The sequence below is a fragment of the Halomonas binhaiensis genome, from assembly GCF_008329985.2.
Classification (GTDB): Bacteria; Pseudomonadota; Gammaproteobacteria; order Pseudomonadales; family Halomonadaceae; genus Halomonas; species Halomonas binhaiensis.
In genome coordinates this window covers 252,185-278,906 of the sequence record NZ_CP038437.2, presented here as the reverse complement: position 1 = coordinate 278,906, position 26,722 = coordinate 252,185, and the positions used below count along the sequence as shown (strand labels likewise).

Genomic DNA, 26,722 nt, shown 5'->3' with positions numbered 1-26,722 from the left:
CAGCGATATAGCCGCGGAGTGTCTCTTAAATGCGACTATTTTCATTCGTTTTTTTTGCCTTTATATCTAGAAAGACATATCCACAGCTCATAGACTACGTGGCCAACCACTCTGCCTACTCTTCGGGAGTGCAGAACACGAACATGCCACGGACACGGCAATTCAAGGGAAAGGGAAGTTCCCGGAGTCAATCCCAGGGCGGTAGCGTGCTCGGAGGAAACCGGAGCATGCCTTCCTTTCCTTCAAGCGCTTCCTTCTAGCACTTTAAGCTGGCAGCTCATTCATCAAGCTGGCAGCATGATGCCTGGGCCTGCTCCAGTCGGTTCACTCAGGAAGATTCATGCCATACCATAAGTCTGATCAAATTAGTCGACTCGCATGGGCCGGACTCCTGGCTTTGCTGCTCGGCGGCTGTGCCTTCCCTGGTCAACAAGGGAATCCATCTGGTTCTATCATTGCTGGAGGGCAGCAGGGCCGCCCCCTGGATGAAGCACTCAGCAATTTCCTTTCCGGCTCCTCTGCCCATGAGGTACTCAACCTGTCATCCAGCCCATGGGGAGCCAATGTCGAGGTCCAGGCAGAGCAGTCTTATCGCTCGGCCAGCGGTCGTACCTGTCGCCACCTTAATGTCGTAGGCATGAATACTGGTGAACGCCAGCCCATCGTCGCCTGTGAAACACCGACAGGCTGGGTATCTCACCGTCGTGTCACGGCAATGTTGAATGGGGCGGAGAGCGTACGATGAGAATGATCTGGAATTTGCAGCGCACGCTTCGAACTACCTCGCTTGCTGCGATTTATACCTGTGGAATGCTTGCCTCAACGGCAATGGCCCAGAGCATCACGCAATCAGATGAAATCCTGCCTCAGTCCGAACAGGCTCAGCCGACCTCGGCAGAGCAGCAGGTCGATGCTACGCCGCGTGCCGACTGGACAAGCAACAACTATGGCCCCGTCGGCGAAAAGCCCAAGGCCGATATCGAGTCCATGATGCCTTTCGGCTCCAACCTCTTCGAAGGTGGTTTCCGAAGCACCATGTCCGAGGGCATGAACAGCACTTACCGCATCAAGCCAGGCGACCAGGTCACAGTACAGATCTGGGGAGCCGTGGAACTCGACCGCGTAATGCCGGTGGATGCACAGGGCAATATCTTTATCCCGTCGATCGGCCCTCTGGCCGTGCAAGGAATAACGCCTGGCGAGCTCGATGCCCGTGTACGCCAGGCGATCCAGGGTGTCTACCCGGATAATGTAGAGGTATATACCAACCTGCAGGGCGTACAGCCGGTTGGCATATTCGTGACCGGTTATGTGGAGAGTCCTGGCCGCTACTCCGGCACACCTTCCGACTCGGCACTGTACTTCCTCGATCAGGCCGGGGGCGTCGACAACGACCTGGGCAGCTATCGCAATATCCGCGTCATGAGAGGCGGCAGCGAAGTTGGCCGCATCGATCTCTATGACTTCCTGCTGACCGGACAGCTCCCGCAGTTCCAGTTCCGTGACGGAGATACCATCGTCGTCGAGGAACGCGGACCCGCCATTGCGGTCACTGGAGACGTGAACCGGGAGTATCGTTACGAACTGCTGGGTAATCAGTTGTCAGGTGCCGAAGTCACGCAACTGGCGCGCTTGAAGAGTGGTGTCTCTCATGTACTGTTGCGTGGAGATCGTCCAACCGGGCCAGTTGCCACCTATATGCCATTGAGCGAGTTCAGCTCCGTCAACGTGCAGAGTGGCGACGAAGTGCTGTACAGCGCAGATCAACGTGCGGAGAGCATTGTCGTCACGCTGGAAGGCAGCTACTTCGGCCCTTCACGTTATGCTCTGCCACGCGATGCTCGTCTTGGCGAGTTCCTGGACTCCATCTCTGTACCCGCAGACATGACCGCCGTGGAAAGTGTCTCGATCAAGCGTGAGAGCGTGGCGGCTCAGCAAGCAGAGGCGCTACAGGAAAGCCTGCGTCGCCTGGAAACGACTTATCTAGGGGCCTCTTCCCAGACCAACGAAGAAGCCGAGATTCGTGTTCGCGAGGCGGAACTGATCCAGAAGTTCGTCGAGCGAGCCCGTAATCTGGAGCCAAGCGGTCGACTAGTCGTCGCTCACCAGGACGGTATCAGTGACATTCGCCTGCAAGACGGCGACGTCATCACCTTGCCTGAAATCACAGACTCCATCCTGATCAGTGGTGAGGTTGTGGTGCCCCAGGCAACGGTCTACCAACAAGGACAGGATGTCTGGGACTATATCGACAGCGCTGGTGGTCTGACCCAACGTGGCGACGACGAGAACATCCTGGTGGTACGCCAGAATGGCGCCGTGCGTAATGTCGACGATATTACCCTGCGCCCAGGAGACGAGATTCTGGTCATGCCCGAGGTGCCGACCAAGAACCTCCAGCTGGCTACCAGCATTACTCAGATTCTGTATCAAATCGCAGTGGCCACCAAGGTCGCTCTGGATATCTGATGCCTGAGTCACGTTCCACCCCAGGCAGCAGCGCAGATACGCGCTCTGCCTGGGCCGTCACCTACAGCGTCTGGTACGCCATGTTCATGCGTGAAGCCATTTCGCGCACTATGTCCGATCGTATGGGCTGGTTCTGGATGATCGCCGAACCCATGGCCTTCACCGTGATCATGGTTTCCATCCGCAGCTTCATCAAAAGTGACCGCATGGTCGTCGGCGCGGAATTCATCCCATGGATGGTCGTCGGCTTGATGGGGTTCTTTCTCATCCGTGAAGGAATGATGCGAGCCCTAGGGGCGATCAAGTCCAACCAGGCACTGTTTGCCTATCGCCAGGTGCAGCCTGTTGACCCCGTTCTGGTGCGTAATTTCCTTGAAGGCATGCTGCGCACCTTCATCTTCATGCTGTTCATTCTCGGGGCGTCGATGCTCGACGTGGACTTGTTCCCCGATGATGCGATGGCCGCCATGGCAGGCTGGCTGTCAATGTGGTCGCTAGGGTTGGCGCTTGGCCTGGTAGTGTCCGTGCTGGGCACGCTGGTCACAGAGGTCGGCATGGTAGTGAGAATGATCAATCTGCCGCTGTTCATTCTTTCAGGGGTAATTTTCCCGCTGAACCAGCTCCCTCACTGGATGCTTGATTACCTGATGCTCAACCCTGTCGTTCATGGGGTCGAGAATCTGCGTCACGCCTTCTTCAATGGCTACCATGTGGTTCATGGCACCAGCATGACCTACTTCTGGCTGTGCACACTTGCCATCATGACCCTGGGTCTTATCCTGCATGTGCGCTTCCGTGACCGCTTGAAAGCCCAATGATCGAGATCAGCCACCTCTACAAGCGCTACCACAATCATCACGGCAGTGACTGGGTGCTCAGGGATATCGACCTGATCATACCGGAAGGGATCAGCGTCGGCCTGGTAGGCCGCAATGGAGCAGGTAAATCCACACTGCTGCGTCTGATTGCCGGAATGGATAATCCGGAAAGAGGCCAGATCACTCGTCATGCCCGAGTATCCTGGCCGATCGGGCTGAGCGGTGGTTTTCAGGGATCGATGACCGGCCGCCAGAACGTCAAGTTCGTTGCCCGCGTGCATGGCGAACGCCAGGATGTCCAGTCGATCATCGACAAGGTCGAAGCCTTCGCCGAGCTGGGTCCAGCCTTCGATGAACCTATCAGGACCTACTCATCGGGCATGCGGGCTCGCCTCAACTTCGGCCTTTCACTTGCCTTCGACTTCGATGTCTACCTGTCCGATGAAGCCACTGCTGTTGGCGATCGCTCGTTCAGGGCCAAGGCGACCAAGGCGTTCAAGGACAAGGTTGGCCAGGCCAGCCTGATCATGGTCTCCCACAGCGAAGACATCCTGAAGGAACTGTGCCAGTCAGGCATCTACCTCAAGGACGGTCAGGCCGAGTGGTTTGACGACATAGGCGACGCCATCAACGCCTATCACGTAGATACCGATCCTCCTCAGGACGAGGAGAAGAAAGCCGAGCCTCCCGAAGACCTTTCCTCGCTCACCCTGCAACAGCTCCATGCTCTGCGCAAGGAACGCCGAGCGGCCTTTGACAAGGCCAAACAGGAAATGGAAGCCGCCCAGACACCCAGTACTCCTCCCGATGAACGCAAGGCCTATGGCAGTGCCTTCCGAGAGGCCAGAGAGAAATGGCACGCAGTGATCGTGGCTATCCAGAATCGACAGCAGAAAGAGACGACCGAATAATGCCGACTACGTCAGCCGATCCAACTGCACCAACAGCGATGTCATTGGCGAAACGTTACCCTCACTGGGCAGTCGCTGCCCTGGCCATTTTTGTGGTGAGCTTCTATTGGCTGGTGTGGGCCGACGATCGTTATGTATCAACCGCTACCGTGGTGCTTGAGACACCACAGATAGCCACTCCGGAATTGACATTCTCAAGCCTGCTGACAGGATCCCAGCAGAATGGTGACCTGTTGCTCTTGCGCGAGTACCTGCTCTCGGTCGATATGCTCAAGCAGATACAGGAGCAACTGGACTTTCGCAAGCACTACTCCGAACACGGGGACATCTTTTCCACACTGTGGAACAAGGACGCTCCCATCGAGGACCTGCACGACTACTACCTCAAGCGGGTTTCGATAGAGATGGACGAGTATTCCGGCGTACTGGATATCGAAGTCCAGGCCTATACACCAGAGTTCGCCCACAAGATGACCCAGCTGCTGCTGAAAGCCGGTGAGCAGCACATGAACGAAATGGGCCAGCGCCTTGCCGAAGAGCAAGTGAAGTTCCTTGAGGTTCAGGTCGACCGACTCAACGAGCGGCTGGATGAAACACGCAATGAGCTGCTTGCCTATCAGAATGAGCATGGTCTGGTCTCGCCAACGGGTACTGTCGAGAGCCTCAGCCAAGTCGTGGCCACCCTGGAAGGCCAGTTGGCCTCACTGCAGGCACGCCGCTCGGCCTTGTCCAGTTATTCGAGCGATCGTTCTGCCGATGTCGTCAAGGTAAACAGCGAAATCGCCGCAGTACGCTCCCAGATCGAGCAAGAAAGAGGCCGCCTGGCTCAGGCCACCGGGGATGCCCTCAACCGTACCGCCTCGGAATATCAGACCCTTGAGCTGAAAGCCAAATTTGCCCAGGAAACCTATTCCAGTGCCATTGCAGCCCTGGAAGGAACCCGCATCGAGGCAGCCCGCAAGCTGAAGCAGGTCAGCGTGCTGCAAAGTCCGCTTTACCCGGAGTACTCCACCAGCCCGAGACGAGTGTATAACGCCAGCGTATTTGCCATCGTGGTGATATTCCTCGCCTTCATTGCCAACATGCTCGTCCTGATCGTCCGTGACCACAGGGATTGAAGCGGCTATCTGGCTTCGGTAACGAAACCTTTAATTGCTAACCGTTTGATGACATCACACAGGGAGTGATCGTGACTTCTACTACGTTTTTTGTGACCGGAGGTGCCGGCTTCATCGGCTCTGCCGTCGTACGCGAGCTGGTTGGACGAGAGAATGTGCGCGTCGTCAATATCGATACGCTGACTTATGCCGGCAACCCAGAGTCTCTCGAAGCAGTGGAAGGCAATCCGAATTACCACTTCGTTCAGGCCGACATCTGCGATGGCGAACGTCTTCAGCAGTTGTTCAGCGAGTTCCAGCCTGATGTGGTGATGCACCTGGCAGCAGAAAGCCATGTTGACCGCTCCATCGACGGCCCCGCCGCTTTCATCGAGACCAACATCATCGGGACCTATCAGTTGCTCGAAGCCGCACGCGGTTATTGGGGCAAGCTGAAGGAAACCGATGACGACAAGGCCAAAGGGTTTCGCTTCCACCATATCTCTACCGATGAAGTCTATGGTGACCTGGAAGGTCCAGAAGACCTTTTCACTGAAACCACCCCTTACGCCCCAAGCTCTCCCTACTCTGCCAGCAAGGCCAGTTCGGACCATCTGGTTCGTGCCTGGGGACGTACCTACGGCCTGCCGGTGGTGGTCACCAATTGTTCCAACAACTACGGCCCCTATCATTTCCCTGAAAAACTGATTCCCTTGATGATTCTCAATGCCTTGTCCGGAAAGTCACTTCCGGTATACGGCGATGGCAAGCAGGTACGCGACTGGCTGTATGTGGAAGACCACGCCCGAGCGCTGATCAAGGTCGCTACCGAGGGAGCCACTGGGGAGACCTACAATATTGGCGGCCACAACGAAAAGCAGAACATTGAAGTCGTCCACACCCTCTGCGCTCTGCTTGAAGAGTTGGCGCCCAGCAAACCCCAGGGTGTGGAGAATTACGCTGATCTGATCACCTACGTACAAGACCGTCCGGGTCATGATGTACGCTATGCCATTGATGCCAGCAAGATACAGCGAGAGCTGGGCTGGACCCCGGAGGAAACCTTCGAGAGCGGCATGCGGAAAACCGTGGAATGGTACTTGAACAATGAAACGTGGTGGCGTCGCGTGCTCGACGGTAGCTACCAGGGAGAAAGGCTCGGCACTGGCCAGAGCCTGTGATGTTTCTTGCTCGGTTCTCTGAACAACCTTCAGGCAACTGAACAGCAAATTGCACAACGCATCATCATAAAACCGCTGCAGGATAAACCGTTGCAGGAACCAAGGAGGGAGATATGAAGTGGTTGCTTCTTGGCGTCAATGGCCAGGTAGGTCATGAGGTCCATCGCTATCTCAGCACTCTGGGCGAATGCCTGGCGCCGACCCGCAATGAACTGGACCTCAGCAAGCAGGATGCTGTCGTTCGTTACCTGGATGAGCACAAGCCTGAGTTGATCATCAACGCTGCGGCATATACCGCAGTGGACAAGGCTGAAGAAGAAGTCGAGCTGGCCACCGCGCTCAACGCGACCCTCCCCGAGACACTGGCCCGTTACTGTGCCGAAAACGGGCTGCTGTTGGTGCACTATTCCAGTGACTATGTATACCCCGGAAATGGTGAAACTGCCTGGCAGGAGGGTGATGTCACAGACCCGCTGTCCATCTACGGGCAGAGCAAGCATGCCGGTGACGCTGCGGTTCTGGCGAGCGGCTGTGATCACCTGATCTTCCGTACCAGCTGGGTGTACAGTGCGCGCGGGCATAATTTCATGAAGACCATGCTGCGCCTGGGCAAGGACAAGGAACAACTCTCCATTGTCGGAGATCAGATCGGAGCGCCCACTCCGGCACGCTTGATTGCCGAGGTTACTGCCCTGGCGGTTCAGCGCTTCCAGCATGAGCGCAGAGTGACGGGGCTTTATCACCTGGCCCCACGCGGGGAAACCAGCTGGCATGGTTTCGCTTGCGAGATCTTCGGGCAAGCCCAGGCGCAGGGCGTCGAGCTTGCCATCAGCAATGAGCGCGTGGCGTCCATTCCGACTTCGGACTATCCGACGCCGGCGACACGTCCCCTGAACTCGCGCCTCAACCTGTCCAGAATCGAGCAGACCTTTAATATCCGACTGCCCGACTGGCGCGAACAGCTGACCTTGACCCTTACGGAACACCTTGGCTGAAGGCCTTCAGTGGCCAGGCATCGCTTCGGCTGAAGCCTAGCCCTGGTCTGTAACACCAGTTGAAGGCCTGGTTCATAACACCAGTTGAAGGCCTGGTTCATAACACCAGTTGAAGGCCTGGTTCATAACACCAGTTGAAGGCCTGGTTCATAACACCAGTTGAAGGCCTGGTTCATAACACCAGCTGAAGGCCTGGTTCACAACACCAGCTGAAGGCCTGGTTCACAACACCAGCTGAAGGCCTGGTTCACAAGACCAGCTGAAGGCCTGGTTCACAAGACCAGCTGAAGGCTTGGTTCACAAGACCAGCTGAAGGCTCTATCACGACATCACGGCTCAGCCAGGGTGTTTCTGCCCAGCTTCCCCTAGGTCCTGTACGAAAAGTTACCGAAAGGCACTTTTCGTACGAGACCTAGCCAAGTCCCCTGCAGCAAACAACGAGAGTATCCTCCCATGAACCGCAAAGGCATCATTCTTGCCGGTGGCTCCGGCACGCGCCTGCATCCCATAACCCTCGGCGTCTCCAAGCAACTGCTGCCAGTCTATGACAAGCCGATGATCTATTATCCGCTGTCCGTGCTCATGCTCGCGGGCATTCGCGATATCCTGATCATCTCGACACCTGATGACCTGCCGCAGTACAAGAATCTGCTGGGTAACGGTGAGCAGTTTGGCATCCGCTTGCAATACGCGGAGCAACCCAGCCCGGATGGCCTGGCCCAGGCTTTCATCATTGGTGAAGAGTTCATTGGTGACGACCCTGTGTGCCTGGTGCTGGGCGACAACATCTTCCATGGCCAGCACTTCTCGGAACAGCTCAAGCGCGCTTCCCAGCAGACCAAGGGAGCAAAGGTCTTCGGCTATCTGGTGAAAGATCCCGAGCGTTTTGGTGTGGTCGAGTTCAACGAGGATGGCAAGGCGCTGTCCATCGAGGAAAAGCCCGACAACCCCCGTTCTTCCCATGCGGTAACCGGGCTGTATTTCTACGATAACGACGTCGTTGAAATCGCCAAGGCCGTGAAGCCCTCCGAGCGTGGCGAACTGGAAATCACCAGCATCAACAATGCCTATCTCGAGCGTGGCGACCTGGAAGTCGAGCGCCTGGGCCGCGGCTTTGCCTGGCTCGATACCGGCACCCACGACAGCCTGCTGGAAGCTGCCCAATACGTTCAGACCATCGAACACCGCCAGGGCATGAAAATCGCCTGCCTCGAAGAAATCGCCTGGAGCCAAGGATGGATCAGCGATGACTTCCTGCTTGAGCAGGCCAATACCTTGAAGAAGACCGGTTACGGCAAATATCTGAAACGTCTGATCAAACAGCAGCGCCGGGCACAGGCATAATCATTGCCCGTGACGGTAAGCCGTAACAGGAAAGCCGATCAGTACAGCTGATCAAGGAGTGAGACATGGAGTCGCTGGCAGCATTCAGGGGCCAAGCCGCCTACATCCAGAAGCAACTGGCACAGCATGCTTCACAGCTGCGAGAAGTCGACTTGGCGGATCTGTTGGATGGCAATTCAGCCAGCCAACGTACTCAGGACCTGGTCTTCCGTTTTGGCTCCTGGGTCATGGATCTGTCCAAGCAACGCTGGCAGCCACAGACACTGGCATTGCTGGCGGACTGGGCCGATACCCGTGGCCTGGCTCAACAGCGCAACCGGCTGTTCTCCGCCGCTATCGTCAACCCGTCCGAGAAGCGTCCTGCCTTGCATGTCTCATTGCGCTGGCCACAGGATCGTCCCGCCCCGCAGGGCAGCGAGGACGAAGTCGCCTTTGCCCAGCAACAGCGCGAGAGAATGGCCACTCTGGTGAAGAAGGTACGTCGGGGAGCCTGGCATGGAGTCACCGGCCAACCTATTACTGACGTGATCCATATCGGAGTCGGAGGATCTGATCTTGGTCCCCGCCTGATCAGCGAGGCCTTGCAGGAAACACATCCGGGTGGCGACGTCGCAGTCCACTTCGTGTCCACCATGGATGCTTCTCAGCTGATTCCATTGATGCAGCACCTCGACCCGGCATCGACCCTGCTGGTTCTGGCATCCAAGTCGTTCACCACGGCGGATACTCAGTTCAACTTGAATACCGCACTCACCTGGCTGGAAAGTTCACTCGACGTGAGCCGCCAGCAAGTGTGTGAGCAGCAGATGATCGGAGTCTCAGCCAAGCCCCAGAAGATGACCGAATTCGGTATTCCGGAAGATCATCAGCTGGCATTCGCCGAAGGTGTCGGTGGGCGTTTCTCGCTGTGGTCGCCCATTGGCATCAGCCTGGCCATCCGCATTGGCATGCCAGCCTTCGAGGAGTTGCTGGCAGGTGCCCACGCCATGGACCGCCATTTCCTGGATGCCCCTACCACGGAGAACCTGCCTGCCTTGCTGGCGTTGGTCGGTGCCTGGAATACGCAGTTTCTCGGCATACCCACCCATGCAGTGCTTCCGTACGATGGTCGGCTGGCCAGCCTGCCTGACTTCCTGCAACAGTTGGAAATGGAATCCAACGGCAAGAGTGTCGGACTCGATGGCGAAGGCGTAGGTCATGCTACCTGCCCCATCCTGTGGGGAGACGTGGGTCCCAACGGTCAACATGCCTTCTATCAATTGCTGCACCAGGGAACTCACACCGTCAGTGCCGACTTTCTCGCAGTACGTCGTCGCCATGCCCAGGCAGCACCTGCACTTAAGGAATCCCTGCAGGCGCAACAGCGCCTGACCCTGGCCAACTGCCTGGCTCAGGCACGCCTGATGGCACTGGGCGACGATGCCATTCCCGGCGACCTGAAAGACCACATGGCACGTGGCTATCGAGGCAATCAGCCCAATACCCTGCTGTTGATTGAAGAACTCACGCCCTGGAACCTCGGTGCACTGCTGGCCATGTACGAGCACAAGGTATTCGTACAGTCAGTTCTGTGGGGACTCAATCCCTTTGACCAGCCCGGCGTGGAGTTAGGTAAGCTATTAGCGCAAGGCATCTATCAAACGTTGACTGAAGCACAGGATGCCAGCGACCGGGGCAACGACCCCAGCACCGCTTTCCTGATATCGACACTCACTTCTTGAGACCAGATGACGATGAGTGATAACTCCATTGACACCCTGCTTGCGGCATATCACGACATGACTCCTGACATTACCGACCCTGCCCAGAAGGTCAGTTTCGGTACCTCGGGACATCGTGGCACGGCACTGAACGGATCTTTCAACGACGCTCATATTGCTGCCATCGCCCAGGCAGTGGCCGACTACCGTCGTCAGGCTGGCATCGCCGGGCCACTTTTCCTTGGCCGCGATACCCATGCACTGTCACGCCCAGCCTGGGAAACCACGCTGCAGGTGCTGGCAGCCAACCAGGTTGATACCGTCATTGCCGAGAACGATGAGGTGCTGGCAACCCCTGTCATCAGCCATGCCATTCTGCGTCACAATGCGGAACGTACAGAGTCGCTGGCCGATGGGTTGATCATCACGCCCTCGCACAATCCACCGCAGGATGGTGGTATCAAGTACAACCCGACCCACGGCGGCCCAGCGGAAGGTGACATCACCAGCTGGATTGAACAGCGCGCCAACCAGTATCTGGCGGACGGTGGCAAGGGCATCCAGCGCCAGGACCAGGCCAGCGCCCTGGACAAGGCTCGCAGCCTGGATCTGATTGGTGATTATGTCGCCACCCTGGGCGATGTCATCGATATGGCAGCCATTCGTGCAAGCAACCTGCGTCTGGGTGCAGACCCCATGGGCGGGACGGCATTGCCGATCTGGCAAGCCATCGCCAAGCGCTATGACCTGCAACTTGAAGTGGTGAACACCCAGGTCGATTCCAGCTTCAGCTTCATGCCGCCGGATCACGACGGCAAGATCCGCATGGACTGTTCCAGCCCGGCGGCCATGGCTAACCTCCTCGCCATCAAGGATCGTTTCGACCTCGCCTTTGGCAACGATCCCGACGCCGACCGCCATGGCATCGTCGATGCCGCCGGCCTGATGAACCCCAATCACTATCTGGCCGTCGCCATCGATTACCTGCTGACTCACCGACCTCAGTGGTCTGCCGATCTCAAGGTCGGCAAGACACTGGTGTCTTCGTCAATGATCGACCGCGTGGTTGCAGCCCATGACCGTCCTCTCTATGAAGTCCCGGTAGGCTTCAAGTGGTTTGTGGAAGGCCTGCATCAAGGCTGGTTGGCCTTCGGCGGAGAAGAGAGCGCCGGCGCCAGTCTGTTGACCCATGCGGGAAATGCCTGGTCCACTGACAAGGACGGTATCGCGCTGTGTCTTCTGGCCGCGGAAATCACGGCAGTGACCGGCGAGATACCGAGCCAACGATACGCAGCCTTGACCGCAGCCCATGGGGCCCCAGTCTATCGGCGCATCGATACGCCTTGCGATATCGAGCAAAAGGCCGCCTTCAAGTCGCTGAATGCATCCAGCATCAGCGCACCCACTCTGGCTGGTGACCCTATCGAGACCATTCTCACCGAAGCTCCCGGGAATGGGGCCTCCATTGGTGGCATCAAGGTCACCACTGCCAACGGCTGGTTTGCTGCACGGCCCAGTGGCACGGAGGCACTCTACAAACTCTATGCCGAAAGCTTCAAAGGCGAGGCACATCTCGACATTCTGATTGCTGACGCCCAAGCATTACTGGATAACAGCCTTTAACCCATTTCTCTCGATCCATACACAGGCGAACCATGGAATATCAACCTCTTGCCATTCCCGAAGTGGTACTGCTGACACCCAAGATCTTTGGTGATGAACGCGGCTTCTTCCTGGAAACCTTTCGCCAGAGCGAATTCGAGCAACATTGCGGCAATTACCAGTTCGTCCAGGACAACCACAGCAAGTCTGCCCAAGGTATCCTGCGCGGCCTGCATTATCAGTTGCAGCAACCACAGGGCAAGCTGGTACGGGTCACTCGCGGCGAAGTCTTCGATGTTGCCGTGGACATGCGCAAAGGCAGCCCGACCTTTGGCCAGTGGGTAGGTGCACTGCTCAGTGAAGAAAACAAGCAGATGCTCTGGGTTCCACCGGGTTTTGCCCATGGCTTCTACGTCACCAGCTCGGATGGTGCCGAGTTCCAGTACAAGTGTACCGACTACTATGCCCCCGGCGATGAATACAGCCTGCGCTGGGATGATCCGAGTCTGGCCATTGAGTGGCCGCTGGTGGAAGGCCAGGCTCCCCAAGTTTCCGATAAAGACGCCCAAGGGGATTCTTTCGAGAATTCAAAGAAGTTCAGCTAAGGAAGCACTGAGTAAATCCGCCGAGCAGTATGATCGCCATGTTCGTTCCCGACGAACACTCACTTCCCGCACCCTGCGGGTCGCAAGGCACACAGAGCGCAGCACCCACACCCCATGAAACATAGGTGTGGGCTGACGCTCCATCCCGCGCACTACTGATTCGCCAGAAGCGAATCGGAACATCTTTCGCATAGCCCGAGAACTAGCCGCCACTCATGGCGGCTACAAGTGATTCATACATGCAGGCATTTATGCAGAGTTTCCCTATGGCTACACGTCGTAGCTCAACTATCCAATAGGGTCTGTCGATGAAAGAAACATATACCGCATTACGTGAGTTCGGGGCCGCCTTCATGGGCCCGGCTCTTACCATGTACGCTCGCGCCGTACGCGATAACTCCTCCGGACGTCTGCCTGTTTGCCTGGCACGTGAAGGATGGTTGATCCATAGGCTCCTGACACGCCTGGAAAGTGAAGGGCTGGTCCGTTTCGAGCACTCACCCATCTATCTGAAGGTATCGCGTACCCTGCTTTTCCGGGCCATGGTCGGAGAACCCTCCATCTGGCCACTGGCAATGAAAAGTGGTTTCTCGGGCAGCGTACTGGACCTGATGATGAAGCGCTTTGGCTTCCAGATGCACGAAGTCTTCGCCTGCCTGCCGCCGGAACTGCTGGGGTTCAACCTGGAGCTTCCAGAAGATGCAGAAAAGGTAAGCGAGTGGCTTGAGCCACATGCAGAGCGTCTCAATGAGCAGGTCAGGTACACCCGGGAAGCCCTGAGTGAATATTTCACACGCTCAGGACTTTATGACCAGAACCTGACGCCCATGATGCTTGACCTGGGATATGCAGGAACAATCCAAAAGCTTTGCACCAAGCTCCTGAACCGGGATACGGACGGCCTCTACTTTGTCGCAACCAAAGCCGGCCAGACGGATATCGACGGTCATACCGCTACCGTGAGAGGCGTCTTCCGTGAAGGCGTGGAGTGGAAGCAGGGCTATACCATGCTCGAGCGCTCCCTCTATTTCGAATGCCTGATGACAGCCCCGCATGGGCAAGTCGTCGATATTCTACAGACCCATGATGGCAAGCTGATCTTCTCGCATGGCAGGGAAGCGTCGAGCCAACGGTTCTATCAGGACCTGGAAGCGGTGCTTGATGGCGCCATCGACGCCGTCGTCGAAGCCATGTCCAAGGACATCACCTACACCACCGAAGAAGTGGAAGACCTCTTCGAAGTCTTCTCGACACGCCCTGGAGCACTTCCCCAGGCTTCCTGGCACCTATTTACAGCCGACGACGATATATCAGGAAATGGGATGGTCAATCCTCTCCATATATTTGGCTTCTAAAGGAGGCTCAGGATTAACATGGAAAGAATGATCAAAGCAAAGTCTCAGTTTCTCAAGCTTTGGCAGCGCAGTGCATATAGCGCAAAAGACAAGTTATATAACAACAACCAAACGATAGAAAATCAGCCTGAAGATATGCAGGAGCAAGAACATGTATCAGAACATGCACCTGTGCAGTCCCCTCAAGAGAACGTTGTAGAAAATCTACCTGTACAGGAGCAAGGTGCCGTGCTTAAGCAGGAGCATGAACATGAAATCGCGATGAGAGAGTGCATTGAAGCTGGCCTCTTTGATCCTCAGTGGTATAGAGATACTTACAGTGTTCGCTTTGAAGATGATTTTGCCGTCTTCTCGGACTACCTGACGAAATCACGCTTTGCTCCCGTAAACCCTTCCCCTGCTTTTGATAGTGAAACGTACCTCCGTGAAAACATCGACGTCTTTCATCATCAGATCAGTCCTCTATATCACTATATAAAGAATGGGAAGACGGAAGGAAGAAGGCACGGTCCGGCGATCACTCGCTGGTTGCCGCGAGAAATTCTCGAGCCCGAAAGAATCATTTCCGAGGCTGCCAAAGACCTCAAGATCGCAGTATGCCTGCATATCTTTTACGACGATTTCATTGATCGCTTTGCCCAGGCACTGGATGCATTCCCCACTCAGGTCGACGTACTACTGACCCTGGCGAAAGAAGAATTCACCGAGAAAGCCAGGGAAGTCCTGGGAGGTCACCCGAAGGTCAACGGGATCGAAATCAGGATAGTTCCCAACCGTGGCCGCAACTTTGGCCCCATGTTGGTCGAGTACTCCGAGCACCTGAAGAACTATGACCTGTTCTGCCACCTTCACTCGAAAAAGTCGCTTTTCTCGGGCAAGGAACAGACCCAGTGGGCAGACTACCTGACGGAATACCTGCTGCGTGATGCCAATATCGTGTCCGGTGTGCTTAACGCATTTGCTGAAGATAAAAGCCTGGGACTTTACTATCCCACGACCTTCTGGATGATGCCTGTCTGGGTTAACCATGTGACCATGAACGTTCCCTTCATTCGCGAGTGGGAACGTCGCCTTGGTCTGTCTCATGTCCCCGAGTTCCTCAGCTATCCAGTAGGAGGGATGTTCTGGGCAAGGCCGGAAGCCCTGGAAGGTGTCGTCGGCGAGAGCTGGGAATATGATGACTTCCCCGCCGAACCCCTGCCAAACGATGGTTCCATGCTCCATGCCCTGGAGAGAGTCCTGGGTAGCCTGGCCGAAGAAAAGGGATATAAGCAATTCTTCTACTATCCGACAACGGGGCAGTTCACTACCGACAGGTCCTATACGACGTCGAGCTACCGGGGAAGCATTGATCAGCACCTCCCTGCCATCCAGGCACATGCATGCATCAGCTTTGATGTTTTCGATACGTTGGTGAGGCGTGAATACACCATTCCCGATTACGCAAAGTTGAAACTGGGCAAGCAACTATGCGAACAAGGAAAGGTCTCCAGTGCGAAGGAGTTCGTGAAACTTCGCAACCAGGCAGAGTTTGAACTGCGCAAGCGAGCCAACTTCCAGGGCGATGTCGTCATCGATGATATCTACCAGGAAATCGGGCTCAAGCTTGGTGTATCTGCGGAAGAAGCAGATAGCCTGATGCGACAGGAATTCGAACTCGACCTGGAGATGATCCTTCCCAAGAACGAGATGGTGGAGCTGTTCAACCACCTGGGCAGCATGGGCCACAAGATATGGGTGATATCCGATAGTTATTACACCCGTGAGCAGGTTGGCCTGATGCTGAGAAAAGTCGGTATCGCGGTCCCCTACAGACTTCTGGTTTCAAGCACAGAGCAAAAGCGCAAGGACAATGGCTCCATGTGGGCGATAGTCAAGCAGGATCTTGCACAGGAAGGTATCGATCGTCACCTGCATATTGGCGACAATGTCGTTGCTGATGCTCAACGGCCTGGAGATATTGGCCTGGTAACCTTCCATATCCTGCATCCCATGGAAAAGTGGCAGGCTCTTGGCTTCCCCAATGTACTCAAGGGAGAAGATGCTCTGGATGAGGAGCAGATTCTCAAGTGGGGCAAGCTGATCAGTCAAGTTGGACGCAACCCTTTCATCGGTGAATAATGAAAAAAGATACTCTATATTTGCATGTTGGCTGGTCCAAAACCGGCACATCAGCAATTCAGTCGCAGATTCAGGCCCAGAAGGATGACTTTCTAGAAAAAGGCATCCTTTATCCTCAATCTCTGCAATGGCCTGACCACTCTCATCACCCATTTGCCCTTTCCTTCAAGGGAAGTGGAGCCTACCAGAGCGACATGTCCCCTGCGCAGGCTCTGGACAAGCTTCAGCAGGAGATGGACCAGTCACCGGCAGATAGTGTGCTTCTATCCTCCGAGCTGTCTCCCTTCTACATGGATAACCCGAGATTCAGGAAGTTTGCCAGTGAAAACTTCAATAGAATCGAGGCATTGTTCACGTTAAGACCACAGTCGGAACTGTTGCTTTCTTTGTTCAATCAGCTAGTAAAAGATTCCAATATCCGCTACAGCGCTTCATTGTTCACGCTGGCTGTAAGGAACCTTTCCTGGCTGAATTACTATCAGAACATCAAGCATTGGCAAGAAGCGGTTGGCCAGAACAATGTTCGTGCTATCCCCTATAGCAAGCAAGTGGTCAACAGCTTCTTTGAGGCCTTTGATGTGCCTGTTGTATTTGGCAAGACTGAAGACAACCCCATCGTGAATCCATCATTACCGACGCGATGCCTGGCCGTTCTTCAGGAGAGAGGAAAGGCCGCAAAGGATAATGCCGACTTCAATCGCATTCGTCAGCAAGTGATTCAACTATCCGAGAATGTGCCTGTAGAAGAAGACAAGTTCATTCTGTTCTCGGTAGATGAGCAACAGTCATTTGATGAAAATTACCAGAAGGGTAACCAGCTTCTTGCCGAAATGTTGAATTTTGATGCATCAACGATCCAGAAAACGACATATAAGCCGGTAAAAGCGTTGCATCCTGACTTTGTTCTGGAAGACTACATATAAAGTACATAGGTGTGTTTTATGCGACTTATACTTCATCCAGGACATGCCAAATGCGGCTCTACCAGCATCCAGAAATCCATCATAGCCAATAGAAAACTCCTTGAGTCAAATGGGTTTATCATCCCTGATCCACAAATGCGAATACGTGGTGACAAAGGTTTTAACCCTAATGGAGAAACTCCCAGACCTTTCTTCAAGAAGGTGATGGAGGGGAGAGGAAAATCGGAGCTGGAAGCTAAGCTGAAACGCATTTCCAATAGAGCAAAAAACAACAACAAGACAGTCCTGATTTCAGCAGAAAATCTTGTTAATGGGTTGGCGCATCCTGCAGGAGAAGGTATTCACAAGCTTCTTGCTTCTTACTTCTCAGATGTTCAGGTCCTGTATTACATCAAGCCCATCGACAGTTTCCTACTTTCGGCCTGGCAGCAATGGGGCTACAAAAATGGAAAGCAGTTCGATGAGTTCGTGGATAATGCCATCAGAGCAGGAAACCCAAATTACAAGATAGCTGCTGACACCTTCAGCGCCATTTATGGGGAAAACAGTCTGGCTGTCATCCTGCTCGACAGGGATTTTATGCATGGTGGAAATCTCCTGGAGGACTTCTACACACGTATCGGCATAGACTTTTCAAAAACAAATGCCTCCGAATCGCGTAGTAATATAAGTCTCAATCCTCATCTATGCAGCATTCTTTCCAGGTCTCCGCACCTTTTTGAAAATGCACATGACGAGTCGGTCAAGGAGCACATCCTGAATATGGCCGGGAAGGATTCCCTGGCATTCAAGAAGAGCCAGGGTTTTATTTCTCAGAATGTCATTCAGAAAATAAAAAATAGATTTGATCCCGATGGCAAGTATCTCGTTGAGAACTATCTTCCCGATGCATCAGTCAATGACATTGTAGTACAGCCATCGACTATTGATGCGGCCCCCTTGGGTGATCATGAGGAAATCAAGCAGATGCTGGCGATACAAATGGAACTCATGCTTAAGCTAGCGAAATGAACAGCCGCCAACGGTCGCCTCAGGAGGGAAAAGTGATGGAGCAAGACATGGCCTGTGTAACACATCCCGTTATGGCCATTCACTGCCCTTCCTGATCGACTATATAGTTTCACTAGCCTCGTCCTCATAGAGAAAATCTCTGCTCATTCATTGAGAAATTTATCTTTTAAAGAGATGGCTGACATTTAGATTCAGTGTAGACCGCATACCTTACATAACTTCACAATTGCCATGATGACTTAAAGACATTCATTGTTATATTTATCTCTATCAGGCATTTTTCTACATGATAGTCCTTACTGTGTCTTTTCTATCATCAGGTATGTATCTATAAAGATTCTTTCCCCGAAGGGCGGCTTGATCGTTAATCCACGATGGTGTAAAGATGGCCAACATTCCAAAGCGTATCATTCAATTCTGCCATAACCCTGATCATGCTCCTGAGCGTATTCTGAAAGCAGCCGAAACAACCAGACACAATCTTTCCGAATACGATTACATACTAGCTGATGATGAGTTGGCCAAGAAAGTCATCAAAGAGAATTGGGGAGAGAACTTATATTCGTGGTACTGCCTTAACCAGATTCCAGCTTCAAGAGCAGACATCGCTCGTCTGGTACTCGTTCATCATTACGGTGGCATCTATGTCGATCTGTCGATGCAGATGAGAAACAGCTTTGATGACTATCTTGATGAAGACATCATACTGCTCAAAAGGGATGACTTTTCGCAGTACCAGGACAACCCTCAGAGTGCGCATTTTACAAACTCCATCATTGGCGCCCCAAAAGGCTCTCCATTCCTGGAAGCTCTCATCGCCAAGATAAAGCTGAATTTCTACCTCTCTAGATTCAACTACGACGTCATCAACTGCACTGGTCCTGGGGTTATCAACCAGCTACTCAAGGATGTCTCCGGAAAGTTCTTTCCGTGCCCCGTAAGCTTCAAGAAAGCGAACAAGAACCTGTTTGACTATGTCCGGGTCAAAGGCTTCTCCAATTCGTGGACCGAGCAGCAGAAAGAAGGCATCATTCCGAAAGGAAAGAACACTCATACACGCATCAGAAAATATGCAGATTACCAGCGAATAAGAAAAGACATGTCGGATGGAGAGCTCCACGTTCATATTGGTTGGCCAAAGGTAGGAAGCACCTCCATTCAGGACTTCTTCAAGGATAACAGCAACCGGAATGGTTTCTATTATCCTCAGGCAGGAAGACCAAACAATGTCCGTGCGCATCATCAGTTGGTCAAGCACAAGTTTCAAGGACCTGTAGCCAATGCGTTTATCAATGAGATAAAGGGGCATAGGCAAGTTGTTATATCATCTGAGCAAATCTCTGTTGATATGCTCAACGATGACTTCCTGGAATCACTGCAGGCTTTTGCCATACGTTGCGGGCGAAAACTGACTCTTTACGTATACCTCAAGAATGTCTTTGATTTTATCGAAAGTGCATATGCACAGTGCCTGCGCACAGATCTTTATGGAATAGTTCCTGGGGATTACACCGGAAATATTGACGACTTTGTTCGTGACTCTCTATCAGGCCCTTTGTCTCATCTCGTGCAATATGGAAGGTGCCTAGAAAAACTCTCAGCTGTCTTTGGAGAGGAAAGCCTCTGCATCAGGAACCTGGAAAAGGATGTCGAAAACAAGGATGTGCTCTCCGACTTTCTGAAATGCATTGGCTACCCGGCAATGCGTAACAATAGCGCAAGAATGAAGCGCTCGAACGTTTCCTTGAGCACAGTAGAGAAAGCCGTCATTCTGGAACTGAACCGTCTGGGCTATAGCCGGGAGGAAAAGGCCGATACGATCAAGAGCCTTTCCAGTGAACAGCTGAAGAATAACAACAGGCAAGGCAAGCTGCTGTGTGATGCCATCAACCTCGATCCAAACAAGGATTTCCTGGCACGTATCAAGAAACTTTGTAGGGAAGTATGTGACAGTAACAATGTCTCTCCCGTTGACAGAAGCCTTTACAACTTCAATCGCAGGATGAAAGCCAACTGTACATATGATGAGTTAATGGGCGAGTCTTACATAAAGAATCTACTGTCCTCCAGCTCCTGAGCCTTTTTGCATTGAGTTCCAATATGACACCTTTGTTTTTTGTACATATCCCAAAAACAGCCGGTACAAGTTTTCGACTCGGAGCAGAAAGGTATTTTGGCACAGAGAGAATTACCTACGACTACGGTAATTCCTCCAGCGCCACCAGTGGCTTGGTAAAAGACTTCCTCTATGGGGATGTGACTGACTTCTGGGGCTTTGCAGAACAGTGTCGCCAACAGGCTGTGGCCATGGTCGGTGGACACGTCAATATTGGTCGGTTCGTATCGCTCTTTGGCATCAACAGTACCGTCACCTTCCTGCGTGATCCGCTGCAGCGAATGGCGTCCGAATATTCCCATTTTGTTCGCCACTACGCATACAAGGGGGACTTCAGGGACTTTTACTCTCGTCCAGTGATGCATAATCGCCAGAGCAAGATTCTGCACGGTGTCTCCTCTGAAGCCATTGGCATGATGGGTATCACTGAGCGCTACACCGAAAGCCTGGAATTGCTCAATGCTCACTATGGCATCGACATTCCTCACCGGGAGGATAACCAGGGCAAAGCTCGCCTGGATGCCGCTCATGAGCTCAGCGAGGAAGATATCTCCGAGCTCACTCGATTGAACGCACGGGATATCGCACTGTATAAACACAGCATACGACTGTTCGATACACGCATGGCGCTCTTCCGTGATAGCTTGCCTTATGCACATGCGCATCTTGTGGAAGCCAATGCTCAGCGCATCGCCGGCTGGGCATGGTGGGCCTCCGAAGACGACAGCCCGGTTGAAGTGGAAGTCTGGGTGAATGACCAGCTACGCGACAAGGTTGCAGCCACCGAGTTACGTCCAGGGTTGTGCCGATTCAAGGTGCCGAGAGGCGGCTATATCGGCTTCCATCTCCCGCTCAAGCTGGAATCAGGTGACCGAGTACAATGCCGAGTGGCAAAGACGGGGCAACCTTTCCCTCCTCGGCCTGTCCAGGTGGAAAGGCCAACTGACAAGTGAACAAGCATTATGCAAAAGGCCTGGATGAAGCCATGAGCTGGTTACAACGGTTGCTGGAATTTACACCGCTGACCATTCACCCTCTCAGCCGGTTGAAACCCCACCAGCACCTGCTGCCCGCCACGGATCCTTCATGGCAATGGCAGTCAACAGACAACGATCCACAGTTCATTCTCCGCAAGGGTCTGCCACTGCCTGGCTGGCAAATGCTGGAAGTTGCCATGGACCATGACCAACCCCAGGTGGCCATCCGCCTCTATCTGGATACAGGGAAAGGTTTCAGCGAAGAAGAAAGCGTCTTCCTGCCCCTCAAGAGCGGCCGAAAGACCAAGCGCATGTTCTACGTGTCGAAGCCACTGAAGGCCATTCGCTTCGACCCGATGGAGCAGGAAGGGCATTTCACTCTTCATCACCTGCGCATCGCCTGGCTGAGCCCCTGGTTCGCTCATGACCGCCTGGCAAGCCGTCTGGCCAACATGCATCATCACTGGAGGGAGTGGAACCGGTCACGCATATTGCCCGAGCTCAAGCGTCAGGCCGAAGCCAAGGGACAGCATTGGCGAGACATGGCACTGCCACAGTATGAAGCGACTTTCGAGCGTTATACCTCGCGACTCGACTATCGTCAGTGGCTCAAGAAACAGGAGCCTCTGTCCACCGAAGGAGTGCAAGCGAGGCTGGAGAAACTTTCTTCGCTGCCCCTCATCTCCGTGCTGGTACCGGTCTATAACCCTCCTCTCGACTGGTTGCGTGAATGCCTGGACTCCGTCCAGGCGCAGCTCTACCCCCACTGGCAGCTGTGTATCGCCGATGATGCTTCAACGGCTCCCGGGGTCACAGAACTGCTCGCGGAATATGCCGAACAGGATTCGCGAATCAAGGTCGTATACCGCCCAAGCAATGGACATATCTGCGCTGCCAGCAACAGCGCTCTTGCCATGGCAGACGGAGAGTTCGTGGCATTGCTGGACCATGACGACTGTCTGGCTCCCGATGCTCTGCTGAGAGTCGCCGAAGCATTCCACCAGAACCCGAATGCAAGCTTGATCTACAGCGATGAAGACAAGCTGGGAGTAGATGGAACGCGCTTCGACCCTCACTTCAAGCCGCAATGGAACCCTGATCTGCTGCTGACACAAAATTATATTTCGCACCTGGGAGTGTACCGTACAGCGCTGGTACGCGAAGTAGGCGGATTTCGGGAAGGTTACGAAGGCAGCCAGGATCACGACCTGGTCCTGCGTGTGACTGCCCGCCTGACAGCCCAGCAGATCGTGCATATTCCTCATGTGCTCTATCATTGGCGCGCCGTCGAGGGCTCTACCGCGCTGGCAAGCAGAGAAAAGGGCTACACCAGCCACGCAGGTCTGAAGGCCGTTGAGGATTTCCTGAAGTCGAAGACCCCAGCAGCCAAGGTTGAGTTTGGTCATTACTCCAACACATACCGTATCCGCTGGCCCTTGCCTGAACACCCTCCCATGGTCAGCATGCTGATACCGACCCGCGATAGGGTCGAAGTTCTGCAACCCTGCGTGGATGCTATTCTCGAGCGAACGGATTACCCCCACTTCGAGCTGTTGATTCTGGATAACGGTTCAGTCTGCAACAAGACTCTGGACTACATGGTCGAGGTGGAACAGCGTGATTCGCGGGTGCGCGTGCTGCGCTGGAATCACCCCTTCAATTACTCAGCGATCAACAACTTTGGCGCCAGCCAGGCCAAGGGAGAGATCCTTGCGCTGGTGAACAACGACATCGAGCCCATTCACAGCGACTGGCTCAATGAGATGGTCAGTCAGGCCATCAGGCCGGAAATTGGCTGCGTGGGCGCCAAGCTCTACTACCCCAACGATACGGTCCAGCATGGCGGTGTCATCCTGGGTATCGGAGGAGTGGCTGGCCACGCCCACAAGTACTTTACTCGTAACTCGTTTGGTTACTTCACGCGGCTGCACTTGGCACACAACCTGTCAGCAGTGACGGCGGCATGCCTGGTGGTGCGCAAGGCAATATACGAAGAAGTCGGCGGACTCAACGCCCAACACCTGACGGTTGCCTTCAATGATGTGGACCTGTGCCTGAAGATCCGGGAAGCCGGTTATCGCAACCTGTGGACGCCTTATGCAGAGCTGTATCATCACGAGTCCGTATCGCGTGGTGCCGATGACAACGTTGAAAAACGCGCCAGAGCCCAGAAGGAAGTCGAGTACATGCGCCGTATCTGGGGTGAACAACTGGATACCGACCCGGCTTACAACCCCAACCTGACACTGATACATGAGGACTTTTCTCTCAGGTAGGCCATTCCACCTCATCAAAAAAACGGGCAATATACTTGTCATTCACAGGACCCACATGGGAACAAAATCCCATGGTTAAGGGAAGTTTCTTAATTGACAGGCGGTTTTGTTGGGCAATATATTGCCTACAGAGCTCCCGTTGGCAGGTTGTCTGAATATGCATTTTCGAATCCGTCGCCATGTCGTTCAGCTAGTACGCATGACATACGATCCCTCGATCAAGCGCGGCAAGGCTCAGATTGTTGGGAGCGTCAAGCTCGCCGATCCTGTGCTTGACGATGAATTGCTGGAAAAGCTGACCTTCGAGGAAGTGGCGGAATTTGAACTCTGGGTGGCCACACACCATCGCACCAACCTGCTCAAGCAAGAACTGGCAGCGTTAACCCTGGCCGAGCAAATGGAACAGGCGCGCCTATGGTTCGAGCAGCAAGAGGAACAAGGTGCCGCCCAGCAGATCGCCAACGAGGCTTTGCGCAGTTGGCAGGCCCTGCGTCGGGTGCTCAAGCAGCGGGAACTCCTTGATTGACAGCAGGAGTCCCCAACCGATTCAGATCAATGGAGATGAATGACATGGCAAGCACATCCGCCAAAACTGCAGCCCCGGAAGTCACGCAGGTCAAGCCGGAAGCCCTGGTAGAGCGTATCAAGACTCTGAACCCCCAGATCCTTGGCAAGATGCCGGACAAGCGAGCTGCCAATCTGGTTCGCATGGCCCTGCGCGCACTGTCAGAGGAGATCAATGACACTGAGGAAGGTCGCCTGCGTGTCGCTGGACTGGGTGGCGTTATCATCCGCCAGGTCGAACGTGAAGGGAAATACGGCAAGAAAGAGCAGGTCAAGCGTGTTGTGCTGCGTCCTGCCCAGCCGAAAGAAAAAGTCTGACCTGTACCAGCTTAATCGTTCAAGGCCCCGCATGCTTGCGGGGCTCTTTTGGCACGATGCCACCGCCTCCTTGCTGCTTTCATCCGTGAGCGTCTCTGCAAAGGCCTCACCACCCCCTGCCTGCTAACATACTTTGTTGGGTTTGCTCGCCGTCGGGTTTGCTCACCGCTCCGGAACCGGAGTATTGATCGGGCCTGTAGGTAAAGCGATAGCCATTCGGCTACCTGGTTTCGTCATTTTTCATCCGGCTGATAGCACACTGAACGTCATAGAAGACATGGAAACAGGCGAGTCGATTCAAACGGCATTGCTCGCGACCAGCGCCATGGCCCGCCAACCGGCACTAGCCCCTTGCCTGCATGAGTTCGCTTGCTTGCTGCCTTGGTCACGTCGCCATCGTCAACGCCATGATGTCATCGTTGGCTGGGGATATAAGCCGACAGCAGACAGGGCACGCTTGCTGGCCCAGCAGACTCAGCGGCCTTATATCGCAATCGAGGATGGCTTTGTCAGGTCCTGGGGCACAGGAGCACAGGGTTACGCTTCGCATTCCATCGTGGTCGACTACCAAGGTATCTACTACGACGCAACGCAGCCTTCCGATCTTGAGACCCTGATACAGGACGGCGACTTCCACCCCGGAGAAGAAGCCCATGCACTAGCCATGATGGCGCGCCTGCGAGAGCTTCGCTTGTCGAAATACAATCATGCTCCCGACACTCTGATGCCTCCTGGTCCACGCCCACGTGTCCTGGTCGTGGACCAGACCCGGGACGATGCATCCATCACCCATGGCATGGCGAGTGCCGAGAGTTTCAAGCAGATGCTGGAAAGCGCTCTTGCAGCACATCCCGGCGCAGACATTCTGGTCAAGATTCATCCAGAGGTCATTGCCGGCACCAAGGCCGGGCACCTTGATCAGGCTGCCGCACACCCGCGCTGCCAGATCATCGCTGAAGATATCAATCCATGGGCATTGTTCGAAGCGGTTGACGCCGTTCATGTCGTCACCAGTCAGCTCGGCTTCGAAGCCTTGCTTGCAGGCCTGCCGGTAACCTGTCACGGCATGCCCTTCTATGCAGGCTGGGGGCTGACAGACGACCACGTCGAATGCCCTCGTCGACAGCGCCACCCTTCCCTGAGCTGGGTCTTTGCTGCCGCATATCTACGTTATTCCCGCTACGCCAATCCCTACTCCGGAGAGCGCAGCGATCTCAGTGCGACCCTTGAACTGATCAATGATCAGCGCCGCCATATCCAACGCGGGCAAGGGGAGTGGCGGGCACTGGGATTTTCCAGATGGAAGCGTGGTTTCATCGGTGATTTCCTTGGCCCGGCGGCCAACATTCGCTATCAAGGCCTTGCAACTGACCAGCAGTCAGAGGCCAGAAGCACACCTGCTTCCCGGCCCGACCTGCGCACGGTCGTCTGGGCGAGCCAGGCTCAGGGACGGCAACTGCCTCAGCCTTTGTGGCGAATGGAAGATGGCTTCCTGCGCTCGGTAGGGCTGGGCATCGACCTGGAACGGCCATTGTCACTGGTGCTGGACAGTCGAGGCATCTACTACGACCCCAGCACACCTAGTGACCTGGAGCACCTGCTGCTGCATGGCGAATTTTCCGAAAGCCTGCGCCAGCGCGCTCGAGTGCTGATCCGCCAGCTGATTGAACACGACATCAGCAAGTACAACATCGGCAAGCACGATACCAGCAAGCACAACGATTGCCGCCCTCTTGAGAAGGCCTTGGACTTGCCTGAGGACAAGCCATGCCTGTTGGTCGTAGGCCAGGTGGAAAGCGATGCCTCGATCCGGACCGGCAGCCAGGACATCACGACCAATGCAGAACTGCTGACTGCCGTTCGCCAGCGCCATCCCAACGCTTGCATCCTCTACAAGCCTCATCCGGATGTACTCAGCGGCGTGCGAGACGGGGGCAATGTAACTCCGCAACACTATGACCGCCAGGTCACCGGAAGCGCCACACCCTTGATCGAACGGGCTGATGAAGTCCACACCATGACGTCTCTTGCCGGTTTCGAAGCACTACTGCGCGGTACGCCCGTGGTGACCTACGGTGTCCCTTTTTATGCGGGATGGGGCTTGACCAGGGATCACGGCCCGATACCTGCCAGGCGGCAACGCTGCCTGACGCTTGATGAACTCGTCGCCGCCACTTTGCTGATCTATCCACATTACGTCGACCCGACCACCGGGCAACCCATCAATGCAGAAACGGCCGTTGCCCTACTTCGTCGACAGCGCCTTGAAGGCAGATCTCTGAAACTCTGGCAACGAGCCTATCGATTGTGCCGCAGTACCTTTTACGGCAGACGCTGAC

The 26,722-nt window shown here is 54.6% G+C and carries 21 protein-coding genes; all 21 read left to right on the top strand.

The features are described from left to right. Positions 1-340 precede the first annotated feature (340 nt). Entirely contained in the window at positions 341-745 is a 405-nt protein-coding gene (locus E4T21_RS01220; RefSeq protein ID WP_149282790.1) for a DVU3141 family protein, read from the top strand. Continuing rightward, positions 742-2,469, top strand: a complete 1,728-nt coding sequence (locus E4T21_RS01215; RefSeq protein ID WP_205423436.1) for a polysaccharide biosynthesis/export family protein — start codon at positions 742-744, stop codon at positions 2,467-2,469. The genes E4T21_RS01220 and E4T21_RS01215 overlap by 4 nt, the downstream gene beginning before the upstream one ends. Continuing rightward, positions 2,469-3,287, top strand: a complete 819-nt coding sequence (locus E4T21_RS01210; protein WP_149282788.1) for an ABC transporter permease — start codon at positions 2,469-2,471, stop codon at positions 3,285-3,287. Before E4T21_RS01215 ends, E4T21_RS01210 begins: the two co-directional genes overlap by 1 nt. Then, a complete protein-coding gene (locus tag E4T21_RS01205) occupies positions 3,284-4,198 on the top strand; it encodes an ABC transporter ATP-binding protein (protein ID WP_149282786.1) in 915 nt (304 codons plus the stop codon). The genes E4T21_RS01210 and E4T21_RS01205 overlap by 4 nt, the downstream gene beginning before the upstream one ends. Continuing rightward, a complete protein-coding gene (locus E4T21_RS01200) occupies positions 4,198-5,316 on the top strand; it encodes a KpsE/RkpR family capsule polysaccharide export protein (protein WP_240349250.1) in 1,119 nt (372 codons plus the stop codon). The genes E4T21_RS01205 and E4T21_RS01200 overlap by 1 nt, the downstream gene beginning before the upstream one ends. Before the next feature lie 71 nt (positions 5,317-5,387). Continuing rightward, positions 5,388-6,476 carry a dTDP-glucose 4,6-dehydratase gene (gene rfbB / locus E4T21_RS01195; protein WP_149282785.1) on the top strand — a complete coding sequence of 363 codons (1,089 nt, stop codon included), beginning with the start codon at positions 5,388-5,390 and terminating at the stop codon, positions 6,474-6,476. Positions 6,477-6,589: 113 nt separating this feature from the next. Next, on the top strand, positions 6,590-7,471 hold the full coding sequence (rfbD, locus tag E4T21_RS01190; protein ID WP_149282784.1) for a dTDP-4-dehydrorhamnose reductase: 882 nt from the start codon (positions 6,590-6,592) through the stop codon (positions 7,469-7,471). Between the two features lie 453 nt (positions 7,472-7,924). Then, positions 7,925-8,815: a glucose-1-phosphate thymidylyltransferase RfbA gene (gene rfbA / locus E4T21_RS01185; RefSeq protein WP_149282783.1), complete on the top strand. Its 891-nt coding sequence runs from the start codon at positions 7,925-7,927 to the stop codon at positions 8,813-8,815. Between the two features lie 65 nt (positions 8,816-8,880). Continuing rightward, positions 8,881-10,536 (top strand): glucose-6-phosphate isomerase, encoded by a 1,656-nt coding sequence (gene pgi / locus E4T21_RS01180; protein ID WP_149282781.1) that lies wholly within the window; start codon positions 8,881-8,883, stop codon positions 10,534-10,536. Between the two features lie 6 nt (positions 10,537-10,542). Beyond that, complete coding sequence (gene pgm, locus E4T21_RS01175) at positions 10,543-12,138, top strand: phosphoglucomutase (alpha-D-glucose-1,6-bisphosphate-dependent) (RefSeq protein ID WP_149282779.1); 1,596 nt, start codon at positions 10,543-10,545, stop codon at positions 12,136-12,138. A gap of 32 nt (positions 12,139-12,170) precedes the next feature. Then, entirely contained in the window at positions 12,171-12,722 is a 552-nt protein-coding gene (gene rfbC, locus E4T21_RS01170; protein WP_149282777.1) for a dTDP-4-dehydrorhamnose 3,5-epimerase, read from the top strand. Between the two features lie 308 nt (positions 12,723-13,030). After that, entirely contained in the window at positions 13,031-14,077 is a 1,047-nt protein-coding gene (locus E4T21_RS01165) for an HAD family hydrolase (RefSeq protein WP_149282775.1), read from the top strand. A 528-nt stretch (positions 14,078-14,605) separates the two neighbouring features. Continuing rightward, positions 14,606-16,198 carry a rhamnan synthesis F family protein gene (locus E4T21_RS01160; RefSeq protein WP_205423435.1) on the top strand — a complete coding sequence of 531 codons (1,593 nt, stop codon included), beginning with the start codon at positions 14,606-14,608 and terminating at the stop codon, positions 16,196-16,198. Further along, the gene (locus E4T21_RS01155) at positions 16,198-17,121 is read left to right on the top strand and encodes a hypothetical protein (protein ID WP_149282771.1); all 924 of its coding nucleotides are present in this window, start codon (positions 16,198-16,200) and stop codon (positions 17,119-17,121) included. Before E4T21_RS01160 ends, E4T21_RS01155 begins: the two co-directional genes overlap by 1 nt. Positions 17,122-17,139: 18 nt before the next feature. After that, positions 17,140-18,132: a hypothetical protein gene (locus tag E4T21_RS01150; RefSeq protein WP_149282769.1), complete on the top strand. Its 993-nt coding sequence runs from the start codon at positions 17,140-17,142 to the stop codon at positions 18,130-18,132. A 385-nt stretch (positions 18,133-18,517) separates the two neighbouring features. Next, a complete protein-coding gene (locus E4T21_RS01145) occupies positions 18,518-20,209 on the top strand; it encodes a glycosyltransferase family 32 protein (RefSeq protein ID WP_149282767.1) in 1,692 nt (563 codons plus the stop codon). A 23-nt stretch (positions 20,210-20,232) separates the two neighbouring features. Next, a complete protein-coding gene (locus E4T21_RS01140; protein WP_149282765.1) occupies positions 20,233-21,201 on the top strand; it encodes a sulfotransferase family 2 domain-containing protein in 969 nt (322 codons plus the stop codon). Positions 21,202-21,233: 32 nt separating this feature from the next. Further along, complete coding sequence (locus E4T21_RS01135) at positions 21,234-23,501, top strand: glycosyltransferase family 2 protein (RefSeq protein WP_149282763.1); 2,268 nt, start codon at positions 21,234-21,236, stop codon at positions 23,499-23,501. Between the two features lie 157 nt (positions 23,502-23,658). Then, positions 23,659-24,027, top strand: coding sequence for a hypothetical protein (locus tag E4T21_RS01130; RefSeq protein ID WP_149282761.1), 369 nt, complete (start codon positions 23,659-23,661; stop codon positions 24,025-24,027). Between the two features lie 44 nt (positions 24,028-24,071). After that, positions 24,072-24,383 (top strand): hypothetical protein, encoded by a 312-nt coding sequence (locus E4T21_RS01125; RefSeq protein ID WP_149282759.1) that lies wholly within the window; start codon positions 24,072-24,074, stop codon positions 24,381-24,383. 184 nt (positions 24,384-24,567) lie between these two features. Further along, on the top strand, positions 24,568-26,721 hold the full coding sequence (locus E4T21_RS01120; RefSeq protein WP_240349249.1) for a capsular polysaccharide biosynthesis protein: 2,154 nt from the start codon (positions 24,568-24,570) through the stop codon (positions 26,719-26,721). Position 26,722 lies beyond the last annotated feature (1 nt).